A 24,035-nucleotide genomic window follows, 5' to 3' on the forward strand; every position below is an offset into this window, starting at 1 on the left:
TCAGGCGACGGAGGCGGCGGCTCGCGGCGCAAAGCCCAGGCTGCGGCGTATCTCCTCGGGCGTGGCACCCGCCTCGCGCAGATCGCCCAGAGCGGTCGAGCCGGCGGATTTCGCGAGCTTGCGGCCCTCCTTGTCGAGGATCAGCCGGTGATGGTGGTAGAGGGGCGCGGGCAGGCCGAGCAGCACCTGCAGGAGGCGGTGGACCGAGGTCGCCGCTTCGAGATCGGCGCCGCGCACGACATGGGTGACACCCTGATAGGCGTCGTCGAGGGTGACGGCGAGATGATAGCTCGCGGGCACGTCCTTGCGCGCCAGAATGACGTCGCCCCAGCCGCTCGGATGGGCGCTCACCCGTGTGGTTTCTCCGGTCTCCAGGTCGAGTTCCTGCCAGGCGAGAGGCTCGAGGCCCGCGAGCGCGCGGCGCATGTCGAGGCGCAGCGCATAGGGGGCGCCGGTCGCGATCCGTTCGGCGCGCATCTGCCGCGACCAGTCGCGTTCGAGGCCGGGATAATGCGGGGCGCCGTCGGGATCGCGCGGCCAGACATGGCCGGTCTTTTCCTTGTCAGAGACGGCGCCACGGATCTCCGAGCGGCTCAAGAACGCCGGGTAGAGAAGGCCGAGACGATCCAAGGCGGCCAGCGCGCCGGCATAGGCCGGAAAGCGATGGCTCTGGCACAGAACCGGCTGTTCGAAGGCGATGCCGAGCCAGGCGAGATCATCGAAAATCGCGTCGGTGAATTCCGGTCGGGCGCGGGTGTAGTCGATGTCCTCCATGCGCAGGAGGAGACGTCCGCCCACGGCCTTGGCGGCATGCTCGTTGAGAAGCGCGCTATAGGCATGGCCGAGATGCAGATAGCCGTTCGGGCTCGGCGCGAACCGGAAGACGGGTTTTTCAGGCGCGCGGTTCAATCGAGGGAGGCGTCCTGGTGCGCCGTTCGCGATAGAGAATGAAAAGGCCGCTCAAGATGATAATCGCACCTCCCAGAACCGTCGAACGCGGCGGAACATCGCCGAATATGACGAAGCCGAGGGCGGTGATCCAGAGAATCTCGCTGTAGACGAAAGGCGCAAGCAGGGTGGCGGGCGCGAGCTCGTGCGCCTTGATCAACAGCCAATGGCCGAGGCCGCCGAAAAAGCCGGTGGCGACGAGGAGTCCCCAGAGAAAGGTGCTGGGAACGGTCTCCCATTGGGCGATGCCGAGCGGCGCGATGGCGAAGCTTGCGAGGATCGCCGGCATGACGATCATGCTCTGCGCGGTTTCGCGCCCGGCCATCTGGCGCGTCAGGATGACGTAGAGCGCGTTCGAGGTCGCAGCCCCGACCGAGAGAAGCATCGCCGGCTCGAAGGCCCCCGGCACCGGCTGGATGATGATGAGCGCGCCGATGAAACCGACGACGACCGCCGCCCAACGCTGCGGCCCCGCCCATTCGCCGAGCATCGGCCCGGCAAGGGCCGTGACGATGAAGGGGCCGATGAAGAAGATGCTGACCGTCTGGGCAAGCTGAAGATGGCGCACGGCCAGGAAGTTGAACAAGGTCGAGCCGACGAGGCAGCAGGCGCGCGCCACCTGGAGCTTCTTGTTGCGCGGCAGACAGAGCGCCATGTCGCGCCACGGCCGGAAGATGACGAGCGTCAGGACAAAATGCGTGAGAAAGCGCACCCAGACGATCTGCATCGCCGGCAGCCATTGGCCGAGATATTTCGCCGTCGTGTCGAGACAGGCGAAGCAGAGAAAGGCGAGCATGATGAGAAGAAGCGCACGCAGGCGCGCCGCGGCGGCGCCAGCGCCTGCGTCTTCGGAGAGAGAGACCATTTCGCATGCAAAGGGCCTTCCAGGCCGGAAAGCAAGCTCTCATCGTTCTCTCACCCCTGGCCCTCATCTCTCGCCCTCATCGGCGGCGGCACGGCTCCCTTGCGCAAAAGGCGTTGCAGAGCGGGCGTATTTGCTTTTCACATGGATGTGAGACGCGTTGGAGAGGCTTCCCATGTTGCGCCTTTGGCAGGATCTGACGAGCCCCGAACTCGCCCGATGCGATCCTGCGCGCACCGTGGCGATCCTGCCGATCGCGGCCACCGAGCAGCACGGGCCGCATCTGCCTCTCGGCACCGATTGCCACATCGCCGAAGGGCTTGCGGGGGAGCTCGCGAAGACGCTCGATCCCGACGTCGAAGCGCTGCTTCTTCCGACGATCAGCGTCGGTGCCTCGCTCGAACACATGTCCTTTGCCGGCACGCTGTCGCTTTCGGCGGCGCAGATGACGCAGACGATCGTCGCCATGGGTGAAGGGGTGGCGGCGTCGGGCCTCCGGAAACTCATTCTGATCAGCTCGCATGGCGGCAACACGCCCTCGGCCGGGGCGGCCGTGCTCGAACTTCGGGCGCGCCACGGGCTTCTGGCGGTGACGACGAGCTGGCGGCGCTTCGGTCTGCCGGCGGAACTTGCCGACGATTCGGAGCGTGCCGTCGGCATTCACGGCGGTTTCGTGGAGACCGCGCTGATGCTGCATTTCAAGCCCGATCTCGTCCGGCATCTTTCTCTGGAGAATTTTCCCTCGCGGCAAAGCGGGCTTACCGAGCGCTTTCGCCATCTTCGCGCCTATGGCGATGTCGGCTATGGCTGGCTTGCCGAGGATCTGAATGCCGAAGGCGTCGTCGGCAACGCCGCCGCGGCGAGCGCCGAAGCGGGGGCTGCGATCGCGCGGCACCAGGCGCGGGGCATGGCGGAACTCGTGCGTGAGGTGGCGGTTGCCGGCATGCGCGAGTGTCTTGCCGAACAATGAGGCGCGACAGGGCTTTACGGCGGCTCGCAGCTTTGCTTGAACCAGCGCCGGGCGCGCCGGAACCCGGCATCGGCACCGCGCCCTGAGGCGCTTTGTGAAAGGCGACGAGGAGGACATTTGAAGGACGCATCGATCGCCATCATCGGGGCCGGTCTCGCCGGTCTCGCCGCCGCCAGGCGCCTGCGTGCGGCGGGGCTCGACCCCATCCTTTTCGAAGCGGCCGGAAAGTCCGGAGGGCGGCTCTCCTCGGAAGAGGTCGCCGGCGTGCCGGTCGATGCGGGCGCGGTCTATGTCACGGCCCGCGAAGAGCCCTTCAAATCCTTCATGCAGGAGGCGGTCTTCGCCGGCAAGGCGACCGGCTGGGCGCCCTCGGGGCGCGAGAGCGACGAGCCCTGGCTCATCGGCCTTCCGAGCATGGACGGCCTCACCGATTTCGCCGGAAAGGGGCTCGATATCCGCACGCACACCGCGGTCGAACGGATCGGCCGGGCGAGCGAGGGCTATCTCCTGCAAAGCAATTCCGCGCCGATCGGGCCGTTCGATGCGGTGATCGTGGCGCTTCCGGCGTCTGCCGCCGAACCGCTGCTGCATGCCCATGGCAAGCCCTTCGACCGCCTGTCGGAGGTGGTGATGCGGCCGGCGATCGCCGGGCTCTTCGTCTTCGACGGCGCCGTGCCGATCATGGCCGACTGGATTTCAAGGCGCGGCGATTTGAGTGTCGCCATCCGCAACAGCTCGAAGGCCGGCCGCGGCGATACGGAGAGTTTCGTCGTGCACGCATCGGCCGGGTTTTCCGAAGCGCATTTCGGCGCACGCGAAGACGAGCTGTCGGAGCGGCTCCTCGACCTTCTCGCCGCCGAGGCGGACGGGCCTCTGCCGCCCTTGATGGCCCGCAAAATCCGGCGCTGGCGCCAGGCGCTCGTCGCGGAACCCGCGGGCGAACCCTGCCTCGTCGGGGCGAAAGGGCGGCTCGTCGCCTGCGGCGACTGGTGCATCGCCGCGCGTTCGGAGGCGGCGTTCATTTCCGGCACGGCGGCGGCCGACGCGGTGCTCGCCTCGGTCGCGGATTAGGGGTTCGCGCATGAGGGCTCGGCGCTTCCCGCCGGTCCTGTGCCTCGGTGTGTCGGCGCCTCAGGCGGCCTGCGAGCGCCGCTTGACGGCGGTCAGCCGCTCTTCGGCGAGCTGGTCGGCGATCGCGGCCGTCGTCGTCCTCTCTTCCGCGGCGCGCGCAAAGATCGACGCAAGCGTCGAGCCGATCGCCTCCACCTTGTCGCGCATCTCCGTCTGCGAGCGGCCGGCGCCGGCCAAAGCGAGCGCCACGACGCCGCCGGCATTGATGGCGTAATCGGGCGCATAGAGAATGCCGCGTTCGCGCAGCCGCGTGGCGTCGTCGGCCTCGGCGAGCTGGTTGTTGGCGGCGCCCGCCACGATGGCGGCGCGGATCTGCGGAATGGTGGTGCGGTTGAGACCGGCGCCGAGGGCGCAGGGGGCGAAGAGATCGACGGGCGCGGCGTGGATTTCCGTCACGGGCACGGCGAGCGCGCCCCAGGCCTCTTCGGCGCGCGCCAGCGTTTTTGCATCGATGTCGGAGACGAGAAGATCGGCACCGGCCTCGTGCAGCTTTTCCGCGACGCGCCAGCCGACATGGCCGAGCCCCTGGACCGCGACGCGGATGCCTTCCAGCGAGCTCGAGCCGAAACGGTACTCGACGGCGGCGAGAATGCCGTGGAAGACGCCGAGCGCCGTATAGGGCGAGGGATCGGCGACGCCCGAAGCCGGCGTGCCGCGCACATGCTTCGTCGCGCGGGCGACATCGGCCATATCGGCGGGGCTGGTGCCGACATCTTCCGCGGTGATGTAGCGGCCGGCGAGTTCTTCGATCGCGGCGCCGAAGGCCTCAAAAAGCGCCGGGGTCTTGGGCGCGCCGGGGGCGAGAATGATGACGGCCTTGCCGCCGCCGAGATTGAGGCCGGCGAGCGCGTTCTTGTAGGTCATGCCGCGCGACAGGCGCAGAACATCCTCAAGGGCGGCGCCTTCATCGGCGTAACGCCAGACGCGGCAGCCACCGAGGGAGGGGCCGAGCGTGGTGTCGTGAATGGCGATGTAGCCGGCGAGGCCTGCCGCCTCGTCTTCGATGCGCACCACCTCTTCGTGTCCTTCGAAGGCGGGATGGCTTGCGAGCTCGGCTTCCGACAAGGCGATGACGGGCATGGCTCAGGTCCTTTTTGTTTTTTTAGGCGTTTCCTCTTGGCGCAGAGATAAGCGCCCGGCGCGAAAGCTTCTGGCTGGAGGAGCGCCAAAAAGCCGCGGGCGGAGGGGCAAATGACTTTCTGCCGCGACGTCGTGCGAAAGATTATTCCGCCGCGCTGTCGCCGCACTTGTGCGAGAAAGCGCCTGTGCGTCCGCCGATTGGGTCGGATGCGACGACCGGAGACTGCCCGATGGCGCGCCGATTGCTCTCGCTTCTCGTTCTGGCCCTCGCGCTCTTGCCGGGGGCGGCGCTGGCGCATCCGCATGTGTGGGTGGATGTCGCCTCGGAGGTTTCCTTCGACAAAAGCGGGCGCATCGTCGGCATCCGCCATCATTGGCGCTTCGACGAGGCGTTTTCCGCCTATGCGACGCAGGGGCTCGACGCCGACGGCGACGGCAAATTGTCGGCCGAAGAGCTGAAGCCCTTGGCGGAGGTCAACGTCACGTCGCTGGCCGATTATGACTTCTTCACTGTGCTCACCGCCGGCGGTGAGCCGGTGAAGCTCGGCGATCCCGTCGATTACTGGCTGCAGCCGAGCGGCAAGCAACTGATTTTGCATTTCACCCTGCCGCTGAAAGAGCCGATCGCGGCGAACGCGCCGGTCGAGCTCGTTGTCTCCGATCCGGAATATTTCGTCGCCTTTTCGCTGCCGTCGAAGGAGGCGGTGCGGCTTGCCGATGCGCCGGCCTCCTGCAAGCTCGAGGTGACGCTCGGCGAGGAGCCGGATGCGACTGCCGCCGCCATGCTGGCGACGATCGGCGCGGACCAGCGCGAGCTTCCCGCGGAATTCAAGAGCCTGACGGCCGGCACGGAGAATGCCGCGATGATCACATGTCCCTGATGCGGCGAGAGGGGAGTGTGCGGCCGGATGCGCCTGTCGCGCTTGTCGCGCTCATGCCGCTGATCGTCCTGGCGGTCTTCGTCTGCCTCGTCTCCGATGCCGAGGCGGCGACCTCCCCGTTTGGCGTGGGCCTGCCGGGCGAGGGCGGCGGCGCCGGGCTCGTGCCGATGATCGCGGCCTTGCAGAAGGGGTTCTATCGCGAGCTGACGGCGACCCTGTCGCGGCTCGCCTCCGACGGGTCGGCCTTCTGGTGGCTCGGCAGCGTCTCCTTCATCTACGGCATCGTGCATGCGGCCGGACCCGGCCACGGCAAGGTGGTGATCTCGTCCTATATCCTCGCCAACGAGAAGACGGCGCGGCGCGGGGTTCTGATCGCCTTCCTGGCGGCGTTTCTGCAGGCGGTGGTGGCGGTGGCGCTGATCGGCGCGCTTGCGGCGGTTCTGGGGCTGACGAGCTTTGCCATCACCGATACGGCGCGCGCCTTCGAGATCGGCAGCTACGGGCTCGTTCTGGCGCTCGGTCTTTTCCTGCTGTTGCGCAAATCGCGGCGGCTTTTCGCGCGGCTGCGCCTCGGCATGCGTCCTGCGACTGCCGGCCTCGCGCCGGTCGCGGCCGGGGCGCATGGGCATGACGTGCATCTCCGCGCGGCGTATCTTCAGGACGGGCATGCGCATGACCACCACCCTGATGATCACGGGCACGGGCACACTCATCATCACGATCATCATCATGACCATGGCGCGTGTTGCGGGCATGTGCCGGATGCGGCGCTGGTGGAGAAGAGCCGGGGACTGGCCGGGGCGGCCGCGGCGGTCGTCTCCGTCGGCCTGAGGCCGTGTTCGGGCGCCCTCATCGTCCTCGTCTTCGCGCTGTCGCAGAAGATCTTCTGGGCCGGGGTCGCGGCGACGTTCTTGATGGCGCTCGGGACCGGGTTCACGGTCGCGGTCCTCGCCGCGCTCGCCGTCGGCGCCAAGGGCGTGGCGGCCAAGCTTCTTCAGACGCGGCCCGGCGCCGGCGCGGCCTTCGTCTCGGTGCTCGAATGGGGCGGGGCGCTCGCGATCACCGCGCTCGGCGGGCTTCTGCTGGCGGGGGCTCTCGCCTAGGCTTCTGCCGCCGCCCGGTCAGGTGTCCTGTTCGGCGGCGATTTTCGCCTTGGCGTCCTGATGCTGGCGGATCGCCTCCGAGAAGGCGGCAAAGATCGCCCGCGAGGGCGGATCGGTCTCCGCCCAGTATTCCGGATGCCATTGCACGCCGAAGGCGAAGCTCGCCGCATCGGAGACGCGCACGGCCTCGATGGTGCCGTCATCGGCGGTCGCTTCCACGACGAGGCCGCGGCCGAGCCGGTCGACGCCCTGGCGGTGGACGGAATTCACGCGGATGCGCTGATTTCCGACGATCGTTGCGAGACGGCTGTCCGGCGCGAAGGTGACGTCGTGGGCGAGCGCAAAACGCTGATCGGGTTCGTCGGCCTGCGAGCGATGGTCGAAGCGGCCCTCGATCTCCTGGACCTCCGACAAGAGGGCGCCGCCGAGCGCGACGTTCAGCTCCTGAAAACCACGGCAGACGGCGAGGAGCGGCAGGCCGCGCTGCAGGACGAGGCGGATCAGGGGAAGCGTCGTCGCATCGCGCGAGGGATCGAACGGCCCGTGCTTGTCCTCCGGCGTCACGCCGTAGCGGTCCGGGTGCACGTTGGAGCGCGAGCCGGTGACGAGGACGCCGTCGGCCATCTCCACGGCGGCATCGAGATCGATGCGGTCGGCCATGGAGGGCAGGATGAGCGGCACCGCACCGATGCTGGTGATGGCCCTCAGATAGGTTTCGGCCACGGCATGCCAGACATAGCCGTCGGCGGGACGGACATCGGCGGTGACGAGAATGATGGGGGTGTTTCTGCTGCGCATCGTGGCAGGCATCCTAATGCGGTCGGTGGGCAAAAGTCAGCCCGTCTTCTCGCGTCACGTGCGGCCTTTCTCAATCTCTTGCCTGCCGCTTCGCCGCAGAGAGCCGCGCTGGACAGAGTTTGGCGAAAATGCAAGTTTTCCCGCCCGCTAAAGAAGACGACCCAAGGGAGGAAACAGAGCATGGATCGTCGCTCGTTTTTGAAGACAGCCGGGCTCGGCACCGGTGCGGCCGCGGCCACGACCCTTGCCACGCCGGCGCTGTCGCAAAACCGCATCCAGATCACGTGCGTCACCTCCTGGCCGAAGAATTTTCCGGGCATCGGCGAGGCGCCGGAACGGTTCGCCACCCTGATCGACGGGGCGACGGACGGGCGCATCACCATGAAGGTCTATGGCGGCGGCGAGCTCGTCCCGCCCCTGAAGTGCAACGACGCCGTGCAGGAAGGCACGGCGCAGATGTACCATTCGGCCGATTATTACTATCAGGGCAAGCTCACCGGCTATTCCTTCTTCTGCGCCGTGCCGTTCGGCTTCATGCCGGCGGAGATCGACGCCTGGATCCAGAAGGGCGGCGGCCAGGAATTGTGGGACGAGGTCGGCGGCCAGTTCGGCATCAAGCATCTGCCCGGCGGCAATTCCGGCTCCCAGATGGGCGGCTGGTTCAACAAAAAGATGCAGACCGTCGACGACTTCAAAGGCCTGAAGATGCGCATTCCGGGCTTCGGCGGCGACGTCATCACGGCGCTCGGCGGCACCTCGGTGACGCTCGCCGGTTCGGAAATCCTGCCGGCGCTGCAATCGGGCACGATCGATGCGACGGAATGGGTGGGGCCGTGGAACGACCTCGCCTTCGGTCTCTACAAGGTCGCCAAGAACTACCATTACCCGGGCTTCCACGAGCCGGGCTCGCTTCTGAGCTTCGGGATTTCGCGTCCGTTCTGGGACGGGCTTTCGGAAAGCGACCAGACGCTGATGACGGCGATCGCCTATGCCGTCAACAACGAGACGCTGTCGTCCTACAACACCAACAACGGCCAGGCGCTGAAGACGCTCGTCAACGATCACGGCGTGGAACTCGTGGAGTTCTCCGACGAGATCTACCGCGAATTCGGCAAGGCGGCGAAAGACGTTCTCGACAAGGCCGGCAATTCCGACCCGCTGACCAAGAAGGTCTACGAGGCGTTCCTGGATTTCCGTGCCAAGGCGGTCGACTGGACGAAGATTTCCGACCAGAGTTACGCCAACAAGCGGGCGCTGACGCCTTTCGCGTGAGGCTTCGGTCGCGGGTGATGCGACCTGACGCCGAAACGCGTTCGTTGGGCGCGTTCGTTGGGCGCGTTCGAGGGGGCGCGTTCGGGGGGCGCGTTCGAAGGAAGGGTGTTCGGGGCGGGTTCTCCCGCCCCTTTTCAGTTTTCCGCGAAGGGTTTAGGCGCTTGGGCGGGCCGCCTGCCGCGCCTGAAGGGGAGAGAGCGTGAAAGCCATCATCGCCGTGATCGACGGTCTCAACTACCGCATCGGCCGCGCCGTCATGTGGCTCGCCGTCCTGACGGCGCTCGTGCAGTTTGCGACCGTCATCCTGCGCTACGTCTTCTCCATCGGCTTCATCCCGATGCAGGAATCGATCTGGTACATGCATGCGATCCTGTTCATGACCGGAGCCGGCTTCACGCTCCTGCAGGACGGGCATGTGCGCGTCGACGTCCTCTACCGCGAGGCCTCGCCGCGCAAGAAGGCGCTCGTCGATCTCTTCGGCGCGCTGTTTCTGCTCCTGCCGGTGTGCGTGGCGGCCTTCTGGCTGTCGCTCGGCTATGTCAGCAATTCCTGGCGCATCCTGGAGCGTTCGACGGAAGTAAGCGGCCTGCCGCTCATCTTCGCGCTGAAGACCTTCATCTGGGTCTTCGCCATTCTCGTCGGGCTGCAGGGGGTGGCGATGGCTCTGCGCGCCATCGTGGCGCTCAAGGAGCATGACGACAGCTATACGGCGGCTGGAATTGCGCGCGACAGCGTCCATTAATTCACGCAACCAAACGGGCCTCGTCCGCAGAACGGGCGATCGGCAAAGTTCATGATCGACCCGCTCCTTCTTTGTCTCTTGATGTTCGTGGCGGCCTGCGGGCTGTTGACGGCCGGCTTTCCCGTGGCCTTCACGCTCGCCGGAACGGCGCTCGGCTTTGCCCTCATCGGCTCCGCCTTCGACGTCTTCTCGCTGTCGCTTCTGACCGCCTTCCCGCAGTCGATCTTCGGCACGATGACCAACGAGACGCTCGTGGCCGTGCCGCTCTTCGTCTTCATGGGGGTGATGCTGGAGCGATCGCGGATCGCGGAAGAACTCCTCGACAATATGGGGCGGCTCTTCGGGTCGGTGCCGGGCGGTCTGGCGTTTTCGGTGTGCATCGTCGGCGCGCTTCTCGCCGCCTCCACCGGCATCGTCGGCGCCACCGTCGTCACGATGGGGCTGATGTCGCTGCCGACGATGGTGAAGCGCGGCTACAACAAGCGTCTCGCCTGCGGCACGATCGCGGCCTCCGGTACGCTCGGGCAGATCATCCCGCCCTCGATCGTGCTCGTGCTTCTGGGCGACCAGCTCTCCGTCGCCTATCAGAACGCGCAGTTCTCCATGGGGATCTTCGCGCCCGACACGGTGTCGGTGAACGATCTCTTCGCCGGCGCGCTGCTGCCAGGGTTCATGCTCGTCGGCCTCTATATCGTCTATCAGATCATCTACGTCTTTCTGCATCCGGCCGAAGCGCCGGCGATCCCGCATGAGGAACTCGGCGAGCTTTCCGGCTTCGCTTTCTGGGGTCAGGTGATCCATGCGCTCGCCCCGCCGGTTCTGTTGATCGTCGCCGTGCTCGGCTCGATTTTGATCGGGCTCGCCTCTCCGACGGAGGCTGCGGGCGTCGGCGCGATCGGCGCGACGATGCTCGCCGGCTACAAGTGCGACGAGCGCCGCGCCGGGCCGATCTTGATCGGCGTTCTGTGCATGGCCGGCCTTCTCCTCCTCACCTCGTTCTACGATCTGCGCTCGCAAAGGAGCGTGGTCTCGGTCGAGGAATGGGTGGCGATCGGGGCGGCGGTGGTGCTCACCCTCGGTCTTGCCTGGGGCGTGGCGATGGCGCTCTGGCGCACCTTCGCCTGGCACGATCAAAACGGCGAGCGGGTGCTCGCGGCCGTCTGCCAGTCGACGATGGCGATTTCGGCGATGGTGTTCACCATCATCATCGGCGCGCGCATGTTCTCGATCGTCTTCATCGGTCTCGGCGGCGCCGATTTCATCGAGGAGTTTCTGACCGCGCTGCCCGGCGGCACGCTCGCGGCGATCCTTCTCGTCATGCTCGTCATGTTCGTGATGGGCTTCTTTCTGGATTTCCTGGAAATCGTCTTCATCGTCGTGCCGATCGTGGCGCCCATTCTTCTGCAGATGGAAATGCCGGGCGGCGGCACGATGAGCCCGGTCTGGCTCGGCATCATGATGGCGGTGAACCTGCAGACCTCGTTCCTGACGCCGCCCTTCGGCTTCGCTCTCTTCTATCTCCGGGGCGTGGCGCCGCCCGATATCCGCACCACCGACATCTATCGCGGGATCGTTCCGTTCGTTTGCATCCAGGTCTTCGCGCTCGTCCTGTTGTGGTTCCTGCCGGATGTGGCAACCTGGCTGCCGCTCAAGCTCTACGGGAATTAGAGCGTTTCGCAGCTCAAGGGGGATCAGATGCGCGCGGGCGAGCTCTTCGATCTGAAAGGACAGGTGGCGCTCGTCACCGGCGCTTCATCGGGGCTCGGGCGGCGCTTTGCGCGCGTGCTTGCCGAAAACGGTGCCAAGGTGGTGCTGGCGGCGCGGCGCCAGGACAGGCTCGAAGAGCTGGTGCGCGAGATCGAAGGACAGGGCGGCTCGGCGCTCGCCGTCGCCTCGGACGTTACGGACGAGGCGGGCGTTTCGGCCGCCTTCGATGCCGCCGAGGCGCGTTTCGGCACCGTCACGATCCTCGTCAACAATGCCGGCATCGCGCCGGCGGGGCCCGCCATCTCGCTCGACCGGGCGCAGTGGCGGAAGGTGATGGAAACCAATCTCGACGCGGCGTTCTTCGTGGCGCAGGCGGCCGCAGAGCGCATGGCGAAGGCGGAGACGGGCGGCGCCATCGTCAACATCGCCTCGGTCCTCGGCTTTGCCGTTTCCAAGGGGACGGCGCCTTATGCGACCTCGAAAGCCGCACTCATCCATCTCACCAAGGCGCTGGCGCTCGAATGGGCGCGCTACGGCATTCGCGTCAATGCGATCGCGCCGGGCTGGTTTCTGACGGAGATCAACCGCGATTTCCTGGAGAGCCCGGCGGGCGAGGCGATCGTCAAACAAAATCCGATGCGCCGCTTCGGCGAAGAGGGCGATCTCGACGGGGCGCTCTTGTTTCTCGCCTCACGGGCCAGCGCCTATGTGAGCGGCACGACGGTGACGGTCGATGGCGGGCAAGTGCTTGCGGGCGGAGGATAATTCGGTTTCGGCCGAATGAACCATCGCATCCGCCTGGGCGTTTCCCCGGCATCCTCGTCAGGAGATGCCATGATGCCAGCCAAGTCGAAAGCCCAGCAAAAGGCCGCCGGGGCGGCGCTTTCCGGCAAGCGCGGCGAGACCAGGACATCCGATCTCAAAGGCGCCTCGAAGTCGATGTATGATTCGATGGATGAAAAGGAGCTCGAAGAGTTCGCCACGGGAGACCGCAAGGGCAAGCCGGACCACATATCCAAGAGCTGAGCGGCTTCGCCGGCCTCGAGCTGGTTGCGGGTGACGCCTTCGAGATGGCGATCGGGGAGACGGAAATCGGGCGGGGGATCGATATGCGCGGATGCAGGCTCGGTCTGGTCGCGGGGCTGATCAGCGCCGGCCTTCTCACGGCGTGCGCCGACGAAAGCCGGAAGCCCTATCTCATTCTCGCGGGCGGCGGTTTCATCTTCAATTACCGGATCTCCGAAATGCATTACGGGGTGGTTCTCGCGCCGAAACGCCAGCTGCCGGAAGGCGCCGTGGTGGAGGCGCGTTTCGAGGACCCGAGCGGCGGACCGGCGATCCAATTTTCGCAAAAAGTGCGAGGCGACGAGAAGAAGTTCGTCTTCGATACGCCGGGCCTCAAAGGCACGAGGAAGGACATGCCCTATCACGTGGCGATCGTGCTGAGGGCGCCGGATGGCGCCGAGCTGCAGCGCATCGACAAGGATTTCGTCTCTTCCGTGGAACAGAAGGAGATGCCCGACCGGCCGCTGACGATCGGCCCGGGCTACACGCCGAACGTGCACGGTCAGAAGGAGGCGTTTCCCAAATGAGCCGCATGCAGGATGACGCCTCGGCTCCGCTGCCGGGCGTGCCATCTGCGAGGCTGCGGGCGAGGTGGGTGCCGGGGATGGAGTCCGGGTGGCGCCAGGCGGCGAACCTGCGAGGCGCGCAAGATTCAGAAGCGGCAAACCTTTTTCTGCGATATACACGTAGAGATTGAAGACTCTGTGGCGGGGCTTGATTGTCGTTGGAAAAGCGCAACTTTGAGGTCTTATGCAGCGTAACAGTTTTCGCTCCGAGCCCCGGCCATCCCCCGCCAGCACTCAGGAGTCACGCCGGAGCAGTGTCTTGATCCGAACCCTTCTGATCATCGCTGCGGCTGCCGCTGTCGGTTACGCCTTCAGCCTCAGCCTGGATTTCTTCGAGGCGCTGTACGATTTCAGCCGCCACCACGAATCCTGGCAGCTCGACGAGATTTTCGGGACGGCCGTCATCATGACGGTGATCCTGCTCGGCGTCGCCATCTGGCGGGTCGTGCAGCTGCGCCAGGAGATGGCGGCCAAGGATGCCGCCCAGCGCGAGGCGCAGCGCCTGGCCCGGCACGACGTTTTGACCGGGCTCCCCAACCGCCGGCGGCTGTTCGAGATCTTCGAGAGCCATGTGATCGCCGCGCGCGATGGCGGGCGGCGGATTGCCGTTCTGATCATCGATCTCGACCGCTTCAAGCCGGTCAACGACCTGCACGGCCACCAGATGGGCGACGAGGTTCTGTGCATCGTCGCCGAGCGGCTGACGCGGCTTGCGGCCGGCCGGGGTGTGGTGGCGCGCTTCGGCGGCGACGAATTCGCCGCGCTTCTCGAATATCAGGACGAGACCGACGAACTCCTGCGGCTCGTCCATAAGATCGTCCACGACATGGCGCTGCCGATCCGTGTCCGCGGCATCAGCATGCGCATCGGCGCGAGCGTCGGCGTGGCGCTCTATCCCGACGACGGAGAAGCCGCTGACGTGCTTTTGCGCAACGCCGACATCGCCATGTACCATGCCAAGGCGGAAGAGCGCGGCAGCTTCCATTTCTACAAAGCGGGGATGGATTCGGCGCTTCTGGAGCGGATCGCGCTCGAGCAGCAGATGGACGATGCGCTGACGAAGCGTGAGATCGTCCCCTACCTGCAGCCCGTCGTCGACCTCAAGACGGGCGGGATCGTCGGCTTCGAGATGCTGGCGCGATGGCTGCATCCGAACAAGGGGCTGCTGTTGCCGGACCGGTTCATCGCCATGGCGGAGGACAGCGGCAAGCTGACCCGCATGACGCTCGTGCTTCTGGAGCAGGCGATGGAAGCCTCGGTCGCGTGGCCGTCGAGCTTCACGCTATCGATCAATCTCGCACCGGTGCAGCTTCTCGATCCGGCCCTGCCGAGCCAGCTCCTCGACATCCTGGCGCGCGCCGGATTCGCGCCGCACCGGCTGGAGGTGGAGCTCACGGAAACGGCGCTGGTGGAGCGCATGGACGAGGTGAAGGCCGTGCTTGCGGCGCTTCGCAAGGCGGGCATACGCGTCGCGCTCGACGATTTCGGCACCGGCTATTCCGGGCTCTACCATCTGCGCGAACTGCATCTCGACACGCTCAAGATCGACCGATCCTTCATCGCCGGCATGCTGGAGAGCGAAGACCGGCAGGCGATCGTGGAGGCGGTCCTGCATCTCAGCCAGGCGCTCGGTATCGACACCACGGCGGAGGGCATAGAAGAGCTGGCGCTCGGCGAGAAGCTCGCCGAGCTCGGATGCCAACTCGGTCAGGGGTTCTATTACAGCGAGCCGCTGCCGTTGGAGGCTGTCGACGACCTCATCGGCCGCAACTGGCCGGTGCGCGCGAGCGCCTGAGGGCTGTTGCCCGGCGGGCAGATGCTCGGGGGCAGGCGCGCAAAAGGCGCGCGCGTTCGGCTAGCTGTAGAAGACGCCCAGGATCTGGAGGAAGGCGCCGAGGACCAGGATCACGATGCCGAACTGGCCGGCCCGGCGAATGTTCTCGAGGATCGCCCGCTCTTCGTCGTTTTGCGGCGGACGAGGCTCCGGCATGCCGGGCTTCTGCGCCTGAAAGGCGATGCCGTAGCGCATCACGAGAAGAATACCGACCAGGTTGAAGATCACCCCGAAAAAGGTGAGGACCATCTCAATCTCCCATGTTCCAGGCGACCCGCGGTGTCGCTGGATTGCCAACCGAGGCTCCGGGCCGCAAGCAGGCTCGCGACCGGCAGCAGAAAGGGGGCGCATCCCTTAGGCATCGGTTGCTGCAGAGACGGTCTTCCGCTCTGCAAGCGCAGCGACGCCGGATCGGCGAGCCCCCTCATGGCCATGCGACAGCCCCATGGCCGGAGTGTCAACCTAGCCTGACTCGTCAGATGGTGGCAGCGGACAGTTTGTCTCTGCCTTTTGCGGCTGTTTTGTCTCCTGGTCTCGGCTGTTTTCTTGGCCGGGGCTCGCGGCTTTTTCCTGGGGCCCGGCGCTTCGTCTTTGGGCCTGGCGCCGATAGGCGGGTGTTAACGGTGGGGTCCACATAAAAGCCCGGCGGTGAGAGGCGTGTCGGGGACGCAGAGGCGGAGATGCCGGCGGGGAATACAGGCGGGGAAATGCAGCGGATGCGGTGGCCGGGAGGCCGGGGATGAACGGCGGTGAGATGCCCGCGGGCCAGGAGATCGGCGCCCGCTTCCGGCGCTTTCAGGCGCCCATTCTGGCGCTTCTCGCGGCGGCGACGCTCGGCCGCGCCTATCGGTTTTCGGTTGCCGCGGAGGCGGAGGGGCCGGCGCGGCTCGTCGATTTCGACATGTTCCACATGGTCGCACGCCTCGTCTGGGCGGGGCGGCTCGAAGAAGCGTATCGGCACGACAGCCTCTGGCCGCTCCTTCAGGCGCGCGGCGGCCTCGATGCCATGACCTGGGCCTATCCGCCGCCCTTCAACCTCGTCATGGCGCCGCTCGGGCTTCTGCCGGCCGGTGCCGCCTATCTCGTCTTCGTCGGCGGCTCGCTCGCGCTCTATCTCTTCGCGCTCAAGCGGCTGGCGGGCGAAAATTTTGCTCTGGTGGCGATCTTGATCTTTCCCGCCCTTGGGATCGGCATCAGCGGCGGGCAGAACGGCTTTCTGACGGGCGCGCTGATCGCGCTCGCCTGTCTCGGTTTCGAAAGGCGGCGATGGCAGGCGGGCGTGCCGCTCGGGCTGATGATCATCAAGCCGCATCTTGCCGCCGGCCTTGCGGTCAGGACGCTGCTTGCCCGGCGGTTCGCGGCGGCGGTGGCTGCCGCGCTCACCGTGGCGGCCGCCTGTCTCGCCGCCACGTTTTGCTTCGGCGCCGGCATCTGGGCGGCTTTTCTGGAGGCTACGCGCGAGACCGGGAGCTTTCTCAAAGAGGGGGTCTTTCCGCTCCACCGCATGGTGTCGATCTATGCGACGGCGCGCAGTTTCGGGCTCGGTGTGGCGCCGGCCTTCGCGGCGCAGGGGCTGGCGGCGCTCGTGGGGCTTGCGGCGATCGTCCGGGTGACGTTCGGGGCCTTCACCTTGCGTCAGAGCCTCGGTGTGACGGCGGTCGCCTCGCTCCTCATCACCCCTTACGCCTATGATTACGATCTGAGCCTGCTCGGGGTCGGGCTGGCGCTGCTTCTGCCCGATCTCCTCGGCACGGCGGGGAAGGGCGCCATCGGGGCGCTGTTTGCGCTCTGCTTCATCACCTGCGGCTATTGGCTCGTCGAGGCGGTGCCGCAATTGCTGGCGACGGATGGGGCGGGGGAGGTGGCGAAACCCGACGCGCTTCCGGCCTTGGCGGGCCTGACGCTGGTGGCGCTCTTTGCGCTGATCTGGTGGCTGACGGAGCGCTCTGCCGCCATGGCGGCAAGGGGGGCAGCAAGGCGGGCCGCATAGCGGGCCGAGGCCGCCGCGGATATGTCGGCGGGAACAAAGGCTTGAAGTTTCGGCCTGAGTTTTTCGATGGAATGGTGGGCGCGACAGGGATTGAACCTGTGACCCCTACGATGTCAACGTAGTGCTCTCCCGCTGAGCTACGCGCCCTTCCAAAGGGGTGCCGCCCGAAGGCGACTCGCGGGGATATATCCTCTGCGTTTCGGCCGTGCAAGGCCCCGAGGGCAGAGTTCTTGACCCCGCTTCAAGATATTGTTTGCGGCCCCGGCGCCGCCGGCCCGTCTCTCAGGCCGCGATCAGGCGATCGACCTCGTTGACGAGGTCGCGCAGATGGAACGGCTTCGACAGGATTTTTGCATCCTGGGGCGCGGCCATGTCCGGGTTGAGGGCGACCGCGGCAAAGCCGGTGATGAACATGATTCGCAGATCGGGATCGAGCGCGGACGCCTTGCGCGCCAACTCGATGCCATCCATCTCCGGCATGACGATGTCGGTCAAAAGCAGATTGAAAGGCTCGTCGAGCAATCGATTGTAAGCCGAGAGACCATTGTCGAACGCGAGAACGTCATAACCCGCATGTTCGAGAGCTTTGGTCAAAAAACGACGCATGTCTTCGTCGTCTTCGGCGAGCAGGATTCGACCTCGCATGCTTCTCCAGCGCCTTCCGTCTTGAACCCGTCCGTTGTGAGCCCGCTCGGTAAATATCGGGTAAGCGGCCCGGAGACAATGACGGGGCCGGTTCGTTATGGACAGGGGCGCGGCAGATCGGCAACATATCCGCATATGACAAGAGGATTTTGATGGACGAGCGCGTGGGAGACGAGCTGCCGCCCCTGCGGCCTTTCAGCCTGTTGGGTCGCTCCGACCCCGTCTCGCCCTTCCTGTTCAATTCCCCGCACAGCGGACGCTTCTATCCGAAGAGTTTTCTCGCCCAGTCGCAGCTCGATGCGACGGAGATCCGGCGTTCGGAAGATTTCATGATCGACATGCTGTTTGCGGGCGTCGCGGAACGCGGGGCGCCGCTTCTCTCCGCCGTCTATCCGCGCGCCTATGTGGATGTGAACCGCGAGCCCTACGAGCTCGAGGCGAAAATGTTTCGCGAGCCGCTTCCGGGCTACGCCAACAGCCGATCGATCAGAGCGGTGGGCGGGCTCGGGACGGTGCCGCGCATCGTCTCCGAAGGCCGGGCGATCTATGCCGGGCCGATCGCGCTCGCCGAAGCGCTTCAGCGCATCGACGCGATCTATGTCCCCTATCACGAGGCGCTCCGGCAGCGGCTTGCGACCATTCATGCGCAGTTCGGCTACGCCGTTCTCGTCGATTGCCATTCGATGCCGTCGTCGGCGCGCAACGCCGCGCCGGGCATCCGGCCGGATTTCGTCATCGGCGATCGTTTCGGCTCGAGCTGCGCCCCGGAACTCACCGATCAGGCCGTGGAGATGCTGCGGCGGCGCGGCTATTGCGTGACCCGCAACAAGCCTTATGCCGGGGGCTTCATCACCGAGCATTACGGGCGTCCGCAGACCGGACTGCATGTGATGCAGGTGGAAGTGAACCGGGGGCTCTACATGGACGAAGAGGCGATCCGCCTCCACGACGGCTTCGAGAGCGTGCAAGCTCTCGTCGAGGATCTGGCCGAGGCCCTGATGGGCGTCTCGATCGCCCCGCCGATCGCCTTCGACGAGGCGGCGGAATAAATCGTGACAGGTCTTCGTGCGGATGCGGCCTTCGAAACGGTCTGCCTCCCAACGCGCCACGCCTTCGAAAACGGCAGGGGCAGAAAGAAAAATGGCCGCACCGAGGTGCGGCCAAGTCTAGGGAGGAAACGCCCAATGAGGGCTGCGATACAACGTATCGCAACGCACAATCTATGCTGCTTTGCACAAGATGCAAGAGGCTTACGGCACAGATTGTCCGTCGGGTTCCGATATAGTCACCCTGAGCGGCAATGCAAACGTTTTGGGTAATTCATCAACCCTCTGATTTAAAACAACTTTTTCCACACAGTGGCAAAACGGCAACCCTGCTATGCATTCCATGGAAAGCTTTTTCCCCTTCCTGCACCGTCTCGCCGACGTGGCGGCCGATGCGATCCTGCCGCGTTTCCGCGCGGCGATCGCCGTCGACAACAAGCTTGCGGCGGGCTTCGACCCGGTGACGGAGGCCGATCGCGGCGCCGAACGCGCCATGCGCGATCTCATCCGCAAGACCTATCCCGAGCACGGCATCATCGGCGAGGAATACGGCGCCGAAGGCGAGGACCGCTCGCATGTGTGGATCCTCGACCCCGTCGACGGCACGCGCGCCTTCATCTGCGGCCTGCCGCTCTGGGGCTGCCTCACAGGTCTTCTGATCGACGGCAAGCCCGCGGCCGGGATGATGTCGCAGCCTTATGTCGGCGAGCGTTTTTTTCGGCTCGGGGGAGACCGGCAGCTTTCTGGCGCGCGGCGGACAGACGCGGCCGATCACGGTGCGCGCCTGCGCGGCGCTCGACCACGCGCATATTTCCACGACCGATCCCAATCTCTTCAGCGAAGCGGAAAGGCCGGCCTTCGAGCGGCTTTCAGCCCGGGCGCGGCTGACGCGCTACGGCTATGATTGCTACGCCTATGCGATGGTGGCGATGGGCGGCGTGGATTGTGTCGTCGAATCCGGGTTGAAGCCCTACGACATCGCCCCGCTCATCCCGATCATCGAAGGTGCGGGCGGCGCGGTGACGAGCTGGACCGGTGGGCCGGCGGCGGGCGGCGGGCAGATCCTGGCGCTCGGCGACAGGCGCCTCAGGCCTGAGGTGGAGGCGCTCCTGGCGACGTGAACACGGCGCGCCAGGCCTCGTCGGGCTCGCCGATGAAGGCATCGAAGGCGGCCCAGAAGATCTCGCGGTAGCGGTCGTCTTCCTGAAGGATCTCGTGCATGGCGCCGGCGATGCGGACATTGCCGACGGTCTTGATGCGCAGGGTGAAATCCTCGATCGCTCGGTTCGAGACGATGCTCTCCTGGCCGGCCATGGCGATGAGGACGGGAAGCGGCACGCGTTCGGCAAATTCCGGCAGAGCGAGAAATTCCGCCGCGCGCAGGGCCGAATGCACCCAGGCCAAGGTCGGGCCGGAGAGGCCGAGCTCGGGATGCGCCTCGATCAATTCGCGGACGCGCTCATAGCGTCTTTTGTCGGAGGTGACGCGGTTGCCCTCGAAGGGGCGGAGCTGAACGAGATTGCCGCGGAAGGGGCCGGCATACATCTCGCCGAGGCCGAGATAATTGAGGATGCCCGTGACGACGCGCAGAAAATGGGTGCGCCCGCCTGAAAGCGCCAGAAGCGGCGCGGTCAGCACCATGCGCTCCACCTGGGTGCGGGCGCGCGCGGCATAAAGGAGCGCGATGGCGGCGCCGGTCGAATGGGCGAGGATGTTGTAGGGCGGATGGCAGCGGGCGAGCGCCACCTCGCGCATCACCGTTTCGAGATCGACGAGATATTCGGAGAAATCGTCGACATGGCCTTTTCGCGGATCGCGCAGGCTGCGCGAGGAACCGCCCTGGCCGCGCCAGTCGAAGGTGACGACGGAATAGCCGCGGCGGCGCAATTCGCCCACGGTCTCGAAATATTTCTCGATGCATTCCGCCCGGCCGTGGAGAACGAGGATTGTGCCCCGCTTCGCCGACGCCGCCGGATGCCACCAGGCGGTGCGCAGCTTGCGGCCATCGGGCGTCAGCACGAATTCGGCGTTCGTGCCGTCCGGGATCGGATTTTGCTCGGTTTCAAACAGAATGGCCAAGGCTGCGCCTCCCGCAGCGCTGATACTGGGAAGTGGGTCGGGCGGCAAGCAGCGGCGTTGGTTCCCGATGGGGCGCCCGGCGCGGCCCCCGGCGCGATGGCGTCCGATGGGATGGCGTCTGATGGGATGGTGCCCCATGCGCGCGCCCCGAAAAGGGGAGCCGACGACCCGAAGGCCGCCGGCTCCGTCACCGGACGCTGGAGGGGGCAGATGCAGCGCCCGATCTCTGAGGCTCCGTCGAGGGTGCCGGAGCGGTTTTGGGATTAGCGGTGACGCCAGCCGCCGTGGTGACCACGATCGGGACCGCGGTGCTTCGGGCCGATGCGGCTCACGCTGATGACCTGGCCGTTATAGGCGTTGACCCGGAGCATGACCGGGGCGCCGCGCCGGCCGCGGGCGGCGAGCGAATAGACGCGACCGCGGGTGTCGAAATAGCGGACCGGGGTGAAGCCCTGGCGGCGCAGCTTGCGCGAGATGCGGTGCGTGCTGAGCTTCTGGTTCCAGTGGCGGCGGTTGTCATGGCGCCAGCCGCGGCCGCGATAATCGACCTTGGTGACGGCATCGCTGCGTTCTGCCGTGATGCCGGCCTGGCCGGCGGCGGCGATCGGCGCGGCGCTGGCGCCGGCTGCGAGCGGCAGGAACGAGAGCGTCGCAAGACCGGCGGCGGCGAGAATGTTGAGTTTCATGGCTTCGTCTCCTCAGTGATGCGGAGGGGCTGCCCTCCATCGATGTTTGGAGACTAGGCGGAGCTCACTGAACTCGTTCAGAACCGGCCGTTCATCTGGCGTTCAGCGGCGAAAGCCCGGGAAACCGCGATTTTCGGGAGCTGCACGAAAAGGCTTGAAAGGGATTTTGGGAGTTCCCATTTCTCGATCGGGACGCCGAAAGGGTCCCGCGGAAAGGGCGGATCGGCTTTTCGAAGAGGCCGTCTTTTCCTCCCCAGAATGTCGCTTCAATGGAGGACTTCAGATGCGTCAGTATGATTTGAGCCCGCTTTACCGTTCGACCGTCGGCTTCGACCGGTTGTTCAACATGCTCGATTCCATGGCAGGCTCGGAAAACGGCGGCCAGAGCTACCCGCCCTACAACATCGAGCGGACCGGCGAGAACGCCTACCGCATCACGATGGCCGTGGCCGGCTTCGGCGAGCGCGATATCGACATCGAATCGAAAGAGAACATTCTCACGATCAAGGCGCAGCGCAACGAAGACGAAAACGAGCGCGAACGCGAAATTCTCTATCGCGGGATCGCGGCACGTTCCTTCGAGCGCCGCTTCCAGCTCGCCGACCATGTCGAGGTGACCGGCGCGACCCTCGAGAATGGCCTTCTCCACATCGATCTCGTGCGCGAGATTCCGGAGGCCATGAAGCCGCGCAAGATTGCGATCAGCGGTTCGGACAAATCCGAAAAGCAGATCGATCCGTCGATCTCGACCAGCAAGGCCGCCTGACACCCCCCGACCCGACCTCCAGTCATCGGTCGAAGGCGCCCCGCGAGGGGCGCCTTTTTTATGGTCTGATTTTCTGTGGTCCGATCGCGCGAGCCGCGCGCGGGGGATCTGCGGCTAGCCCCTCAGATCGGCGCGGAGGAGTTCGACGAAACGGTCGACCTCGTCTTCGCTGGTCTGGAAATTGGTGATGAGGCGCACGAGGATTTCGTCTTCGCCTGCCTCGATCTTCAGGCCATGCGGGCGCGGCCATTCCAGGAAGACGGCGCCGGCCTTGCGCAGGAAGCTCGCCCGCTCGCGTCCCAGAAAGGCGAAGCTCTCATTGGTCTCGCTCGGCCAGGCGAGGCGGGCCTCGTCGGAGCTTTCGATGCCGGCGCGCAGGCGCTCGGCCATGGCATTGGCGTGGGTGGCCAGCCGCAGCCACAGATCGTCGGCGAGATAGGCCTGGAACTGGGCGGCGATGAAGCGGGTCTTGGAGAAGAGATGGCCGGCGCGCTTTCTGAGATAGGGAAGCTCGGCCGCCATCTTCGGATCGAAGAAGACGAGGGCCTCGGCGGAGACGCAGCCGTTCTTGGTGCCGCCGAAGGAAAGAATGTCGACGCCCTGGCGCCAGGTGATGTCGGCCGGGTTCTCACCGAGTTGGACGAGCGCATTGGCAAAACGCGCGCCGTCCATGTGAACCGGGATGCTGCGGTCATGGGCGATGGCCGTCAGCGCCTCGACCTCCTGGCGCGTATAGATGGTGCCGACCTCGCTCGCCTGCGTCAGCGACAGCGCCATCGGCTGGCCGGCATGCACGAAATCCGGTGAAAAGCGCGACACGGCATCCTTGAACTCGCCCGGATCGATCTTGCCGAGCGGGCCGTCGAGCTGCATCAGGCGGGCGCCGCCCGTCTGGAATTCCACCGCGCCGCATTCGTCGACGACGATATGGCTTTCGCGGTGGCAGAAGACGGCGCCGCCGGGCTTGTTGACCGCGGCGAGCGCGAGGGCGTTCGACGAGGTGCCGGTGCCGACGAAGAAAACGGCCACTTCCCGCTCGAAAAGCGCGTTGAAGCGGTCTTCGACGGCGCGGTCGAGGGCGCTCACGCCATAGGCATCGGCATGGCCGGCCGCCTGGTGGGCGATCGCTTCCACGATTTCCGGCGCCGCGCCGGACCAATTGTCGCTGGCAAACTGCATATTGGCGGCTTAGGGCCGGCGCGCGTCTTGCGCAAGAGGGCGCGGCGGCCTGCGACGCCGGGAAGGGGGCTCCCGGGGCCGCCGTTTCGAGGTTTACGCGGCAGGAAACGGGGCCTTGGAGAGTTCTGTCGATCGCGGGCGGTTTTTCTCGATGTTTCTCGGCTGTCTCTCGGCTGTTTCTCTGTTGCTTCGGGCGGCGTTGCCGGCGCCTTCCTCAAGGTGATGTGCGAAAGCCCGGCCGCACCCGCAGGCTCCCGCGCGGCCGGTCAAGTCTCCGCTTCGGGCTTTGACAGACGAGCCCGCGAGGAAGGCGGCAGGAGAAGTCATTCAGGATCGGGGAATTTTGGCGAAGTCCCATCTCTCCTTTGACGAGGCGGGAAATTCTGGCATAGACGGTTGGCGAAAGCTGCCCAGCCGCGGCCGTGAAGCTTCTCTCCGCGACGGCGAAGCTTGCCACGGATTTCACCCTGCGGCACCGGCGACGACGCAACAACCCCGTTCGGCCTTCGAACGGTGCGGAGAGTCGACTTGTCGTCTCTTGCAAAATTTGAGATGGTGAATGAATAGGACAGGTCTTCTGTCCTAGTTGGTGGAGGGCGCCGGTCCCGAGATCGCCGACGACGAAGACGGGGCATGCAAGGGCCGAGCGAAGGGCATTCCGCTCAACCCTAATGTGCCCAACCAG

Annotated in this window: 23 protein-coding genes, 1 tRNA gene and 1 pseudogene; 15 read left to right on the plus strand and 10 right to left on the minus strand. The window is 65.9% G+C overall.

The window, feature by feature from the left end; all coding sequences use genetic code 11:
* Both gluQRS and ACK8CP_RS16215 read right to left on the minus strand, forming a co-directional pair.
* The gene (gluQRS, locus tag ACK8CP_RS16210; RefSeq protein WP_414832503.1) at window positions 1-909 is read right to left on the minus strand and encodes a tRNA glutamyl-Q(34) synthetase GluQRS; all 909 of its coding nucleotides are present in this window, start codon (window positions 907-909) and stop codon (window positions 1-3) included.
* The gene (locus ACK8CP_RS16215) at window positions 893-1,813 is read right to left on the minus strand and encodes a DMT family transporter (protein WP_414832504.1); all 921 of its coding nucleotides are present in this window, start codon (window positions 1,811-1,813) and stop codon (window positions 893-895) included. Before ACK8CP_RS16215 ends, gluQRS begins: the two co-directional genes overlap by 17 nt.
* Before the next feature lie 172 nt (window positions 1,814-1,985).
* Here ACK8CP_RS16215 and ACK8CP_RS16220 point away from each other — a divergent pair, with 172 nt between their 5' ends.
* Together ACK8CP_RS16220 and ACK8CP_RS16225 are read left to right on the plus strand one after the other, a co-directional pair.
* Window positions 1,986-2,780 (plus strand): creatininase family protein, encoded by a 795-nt coding sequence (locus tag ACK8CP_RS16220; RefSeq protein WP_414832505.1) that lies wholly within the window; start codon window positions 1,986-1,988, stop codon window positions 2,778-2,780.
* A 117-nt stretch (window positions 2,781-2,897) separates the two neighbouring features.
* Window positions 2,898-3,851: an NAD(P)/FAD-dependent oxidoreductase gene (locus ACK8CP_RS16225; protein WP_414832506.1), complete on the plus strand. Its 954-nt coding sequence runs from the start codon at window positions 2,898-2,900 to the stop codon at window positions 3,849-3,851.
* Between the two features lie 60 nt (window positions 3,852-3,911).
* On the opposite strand, the gene ACK8CP_RS16230 is transcribed toward ACK8CP_RS16225, so the two are convergent.
* Window positions 3,912-4,991, minus strand: a complete 1,080-nt coding sequence (locus tag ACK8CP_RS16230) for a Glu/Leu/Phe/Val family dehydrogenase (RefSeq protein WP_414832507.1) — start codon at window positions 4,989-4,991, stop codon at window positions 3,912-3,914.
* Window positions 4,992-5,221: 230 nt separating this feature from the next.
* Between ACK8CP_RS16230 and ACK8CP_RS16235 the strand changes: the two genes are divergently transcribed.
* Window positions 5,222-5,872: a DUF1007 family protein gene (locus tag ACK8CP_RS16235; RefSeq protein WP_414832508.1), complete on the plus strand. Its 651-nt coding sequence runs from the start codon at window positions 5,222-5,224 to the stop codon at window positions 5,870-5,872.
* Window positions 5,863-6,975: a nickel/cobalt transporter gene (locus ACK8CP_RS16240; protein WP_414832509.1), complete on the plus strand. Its 1,113-nt coding sequence runs from the start codon at window positions 5,863-5,865 to the stop codon at window positions 6,973-6,975. Before ACK8CP_RS16235 ends, ACK8CP_RS16240 begins: the two co-directional genes overlap by 10 nt.
* Before the next feature lie 18 nt (window positions 6,976-6,993).
* On the opposite strand, the gene ACK8CP_RS16245 is transcribed toward ACK8CP_RS16240, so the two are convergent.
* Window positions 6,994-7,773, minus strand: a complete 780-nt coding sequence (locus ACK8CP_RS16245; RefSeq protein ID WP_414832510.1) for a gamma-glutamyl-gamma-aminobutyrate hydrolase family protein — start codon at window positions 7,771-7,773, stop codon at window positions 6,994-6,996.
* A 180-nt stretch (window positions 7,774-7,953) separates the two neighbouring features.
* Here ACK8CP_RS16245 and ACK8CP_RS16250 point away from each other — a divergent pair, with 180 nt between their 5' ends.
* The 7 genes from ACK8CP_RS16250 (at window position 7,954) to ACK8CP_RS16280 (ending at window position 14,920) form a co-directional block, all read left to right on the plus strand.
* Window positions 7,954-9,045, plus strand: a complete 1,092-nt coding sequence (locus ACK8CP_RS16250; protein WP_234630193.1) for a TRAP transporter substrate-binding protein — start codon at window positions 7,954-7,956, stop codon at window positions 9,043-9,045.
* Window positions 9,046-9,244: 199 nt separating this feature from the next.
* Entirely contained in the window at window positions 9,245-9,787 is a 543-nt protein-coding gene (locus ACK8CP_RS16255) for a TRAP transporter small permease subunit (protein WP_205649797.1), read from the plus strand.
* 51 nt (window positions 9,788-9,838) lie between these two features.
* The gene (locus ACK8CP_RS16260; RefSeq protein WP_234630194.1) at window positions 9,839-11,455 is read left to right on the plus strand and encodes a TRAP transporter large permease; all 1,617 of its coding nucleotides are present in this window, start codon (window positions 9,839-9,841) and stop codon (window positions 11,453-11,455) included.
* Between the two features lie 27 nt (window positions 11,456-11,482).
* Window positions 11,483-12,259: an SDR family NAD(P)-dependent oxidoreductase gene (locus tag ACK8CP_RS16265; RefSeq protein WP_414832511.1), complete on the plus strand. Its 777-nt coding sequence runs from the start codon at window positions 11,483-11,485 to the stop codon at window positions 12,257-12,259.
* 72 nt (window positions 12,260-12,331) lie between these two features.
* Entirely contained in the window at window positions 12,332-12,520 is a 189-nt protein-coding gene (locus ACK8CP_RS16270) for a DUF3008 family protein (protein WP_414834286.1), read from the plus strand.
* A gap of 44 nt (window positions 12,521-12,564) precedes the next feature.
* A complete protein-coding gene (locus ACK8CP_RS16275) occupies window positions 12,565-13,086 on the plus strand; it encodes a hypothetical protein (protein ID WP_414832512.1) in 522 nt (173 codons plus the stop codon).
* Between the two features lie 298 nt (window positions 13,087-13,384).
* Entirely contained in the window at window positions 13,385-14,920 is a 1,536-nt protein-coding gene (locus ACK8CP_RS16280; RefSeq protein ID WP_234630198.1) for a putative bifunctional diguanylate cyclase/phosphodiesterase, read from the plus strand.
* Window positions 14,921-14,980: 60 nt separating this feature from the next.
* Here the strand turns inward: ACK8CP_RS16280 and ACK8CP_RS16285 are convergent, their stop codons facing one another.
* Window positions 14,981-15,208, minus strand: coding sequence for a hypothetical protein (locus tag ACK8CP_RS16285; RefSeq protein ID WP_234630199.1), 228 nt, complete (start codon window positions 15,206-15,208; stop codon window positions 14,981-14,983).
* Window positions 15,209-15,698: 490 nt separating this feature from the next.
* Here ACK8CP_RS16285 and ACK8CP_RS16290 point away from each other — a divergent pair, with 490 nt between their 5' ends.
* Complete coding sequence (locus tag ACK8CP_RS16290; protein WP_414832513.1) at window positions 15,699-16,949, plus strand: glycosyltransferase family 87 protein; 1,251 nt, start codon at window positions 15,699-15,701, stop codon at window positions 16,947-16,949.
* A gap of 72 nt (window positions 16,950-17,021) precedes the next feature.
* Here ACK8CP_RS16290 and ACK8CP_RS16295 read toward each other — a convergent pair.
* A tRNA-Val gene (locus tag ACK8CP_RS16295) sits at window positions 17,022-17,096 on the minus strand.
* 135 nt (window positions 17,097-17,231) lie between these two features.
* On the minus strand, window positions 17,232-17,594 hold the full coding sequence (gene cpdR / locus ACK8CP_RS16300; RefSeq protein ID WP_092813218.1) for a cell cycle two-component system response regulator CpdR: 363 nt from the start codon (window positions 17,592-17,594) through the stop codon (window positions 17,232-17,234).
* A 152-nt stretch (window positions 17,595-17,746) separates the two neighbouring features.
* Here cpdR and ACK8CP_RS16305 point away from each other — a divergent pair, with 152 nt between their 5' ends.
* Together ACK8CP_RS16305 and hisN are read left to right on the plus strand one after the other, a co-directional pair.
* Window positions 17,747-18,643 carry an N-formylglutamate amidohydrolase gene (locus ACK8CP_RS16305; protein WP_234630201.1) on the plus strand — a complete coding sequence of 299 codons (897 nt, stop codon included), beginning with the start codon at window positions 17,747-17,749 and terminating at the stop codon, window positions 18,641-18,643.
* Window positions 18,644-18,983: 340 nt separating this feature from the next.
* Window positions 18,984-19,761: pseudogene (gene hisN, locus ACK8CP_RS16310) on the plus strand (histidinol-phosphatase).
* On the opposite strand, the gene ACK8CP_RS16315 reads toward hisN, so the two are convergent.
* Entirely contained in the window at window positions 19,727-20,719 is a 993-nt protein-coding gene (locus ACK8CP_RS16315; protein WP_234630203.1) for an alpha/beta fold hydrolase, read from the minus strand. The pseudogene hisN and the gene ACK8CP_RS16315 overlap by 35 nt on opposite strands.
* Window positions 20,720-20,982: 263 nt before the next feature.
* The gene (locus ACK8CP_RS16320; RefSeq protein WP_234630204.1) at window positions 20,983-21,405 is read right to left on the minus strand and encodes a hypothetical protein; all 423 of its coding nucleotides are present in this window, start codon (window positions 21,403-21,405) and stop codon (window positions 20,983-20,985) included.
* A gap of 283 nt (window positions 21,406-21,688) precedes the next feature.
* On the opposite strand from ACK8CP_RS16320, the gene ACK8CP_RS16325 reads away from it, so the two are divergent.
* Window positions 21,689-22,171 (plus strand): Hsp20 family protein, encoded by a 483-nt coding sequence (locus tag ACK8CP_RS16325; protein WP_414832514.1) that lies wholly within the window; start codon window positions 21,689-21,691, stop codon window positions 22,169-22,171.
* 114 nt (window positions 22,172-22,285) lie between these two features.
* On the opposite strand, the gene ACK8CP_RS16330 is transcribed toward ACK8CP_RS16325, so the two are convergent.
* Window positions 22,286-23,350, minus strand: a complete 1,065-nt coding sequence (locus ACK8CP_RS16330; RefSeq protein WP_414832515.1) for a threonine aldolase family protein — start codon at window positions 23,348-23,350, stop codon at window positions 22,286-22,288.
* Window positions 23,351-24,035: the final 685 nt, after the last annotated feature.

Source organism: Afifella sp. YEN Y35 (assembly GCF_047553465.1).
Taxonomy (GTDB): Bacteria; Pseudomonadota; Alphaproteobacteria; order Rhizobiales; family Afifellaceae; genus Afifella; species Afifella aestuarii.

Excerpts from the sequence above, each read along its gene's own strand:
- ACK8CP_RS16290 (WP_414832513.1), top strand. The coding sequence starts at position 15,699 with ATGAACGGCGGTGAGATGCCCGCGGGCCAGGAGATCGGCGCCCGCTTC.
- ACK8CP_RS16275 (WP_414832512.1), top strand. The coding sequence starts at position 12,565 with ATGGCGATCGGGGAGACGGAAATCGGGCGGGGGATCGATATGCGCGGA.
- ACK8CP_RS16245 (WP_414832510.1), bottom strand. The coding sequence starts at position 7,773 with ATGCGCAGCAGAAACACCCCCATCATTCTCGTCACCGCCGATGTCCGT.
- ACK8CP_RS16240 (WP_414832509.1), top strand. The coding sequence starts at position 5,863 with ATGTCCCTGATGCGGCGAGAGGGGAGTGTGCGGCCGGATGCGCCTGTC.
- cpdR (WP_092813218.1), bottom strand. The coding sequence starts at position 17,594 with ATGCGAGGTCGAATCCTGCTCGCCGAAGACGACGAAGACATGCGTCGT.
- ACK8CP_RS16215 (WP_414832504.1), bottom strand. The coding sequence starts at position 1,813 with ATGGTCTCTCTCTCCGAAGACGCAGGCGCTGGCGCCGCCGCGGCGCGC.
- ACK8CP_RS16330 (WP_414832515.1), bottom strand. The coding sequence starts at position 23,350 with ATGCAGTTTGCCAGCGACAATTGGTCCGGCGCGGCGCCGGAAATCGTG.
- ACK8CP_RS16220 (WP_414832505.1), top strand. The coding sequence starts at position 1,986 with ATGTTGCGCCTTTGGCAGGATCTGACGAGCCCCGAACTCGCCCGATGC.
- ACK8CP_RS16325 (WP_414832514.1), top strand. The coding sequence starts at position 21,689 with ATGCGTCAGTATGATTTGAGCCCGCTTTACCGTTCGACCGTCGGCTTC.
- ACK8CP_RS16270 (WP_414834286.1), top strand. The coding sequence starts at position 12,332 with ATGCCAGCCAAGTCGAAAGCCCAGCAAAAGGCCGCCGGGGCGGCGCTT.
- ACK8CP_RS16285 (WP_234630199.1), bottom strand. The coding sequence starts at position 15,208 with ATGGTCCTCACCTTTTTCGGGGTGATCTTCAACCTGGTCGGTATTCTT.
- ACK8CP_RS16260 (WP_234630194.1), top strand. The coding sequence starts at position 9,839 with ATGATCGACCCGCTCCTTCTTTGTCTCTTGATGTTCGTGGCGGCCTGC.
- ACK8CP_RS16250 (WP_234630193.1), top strand. The coding sequence starts at position 7,954 with ATGGATCGTCGCTCGTTTTTGAAGACAGCCGGGCTCGGCACCGGTGCG.
- ACK8CP_RS16265 (WP_414832511.1), top strand. The coding sequence starts at position 11,483 with ATGCGCGCGGGCGAGCTCTTCGATCTGAAAGGACAGGTGGCGCTCGTC.
- ACK8CP_RS16305 (WP_234630201.1), top strand. The coding sequence starts at position 17,747 with ATGGACGAGCGCGTGGGAGACGAGCTGCCGCCCCTGCGGCCTTTCAGC.
- ACK8CP_RS16230 (WP_414832507.1), bottom strand. The coding sequence starts at position 4,991 with ATGCCCGTCATCGCCTTGTCGGAAGCCGAGCTCGCAAGCCATCCCGCC.
- ACK8CP_RS16235 (WP_414832508.1), top strand. The coding sequence starts at position 5,222 with ATGGCGCGCCGATTGCTCTCGCTTCTCGTTCTGGCCCTCGCGCTCTTG.
- ACK8CP_RS16320 (WP_234630204.1), bottom strand. The coding sequence starts at position 21,405 with ATGAAACTCAACATTCTCGCCGCCGCCGGTCTTGCGACGCTCTCGTTC.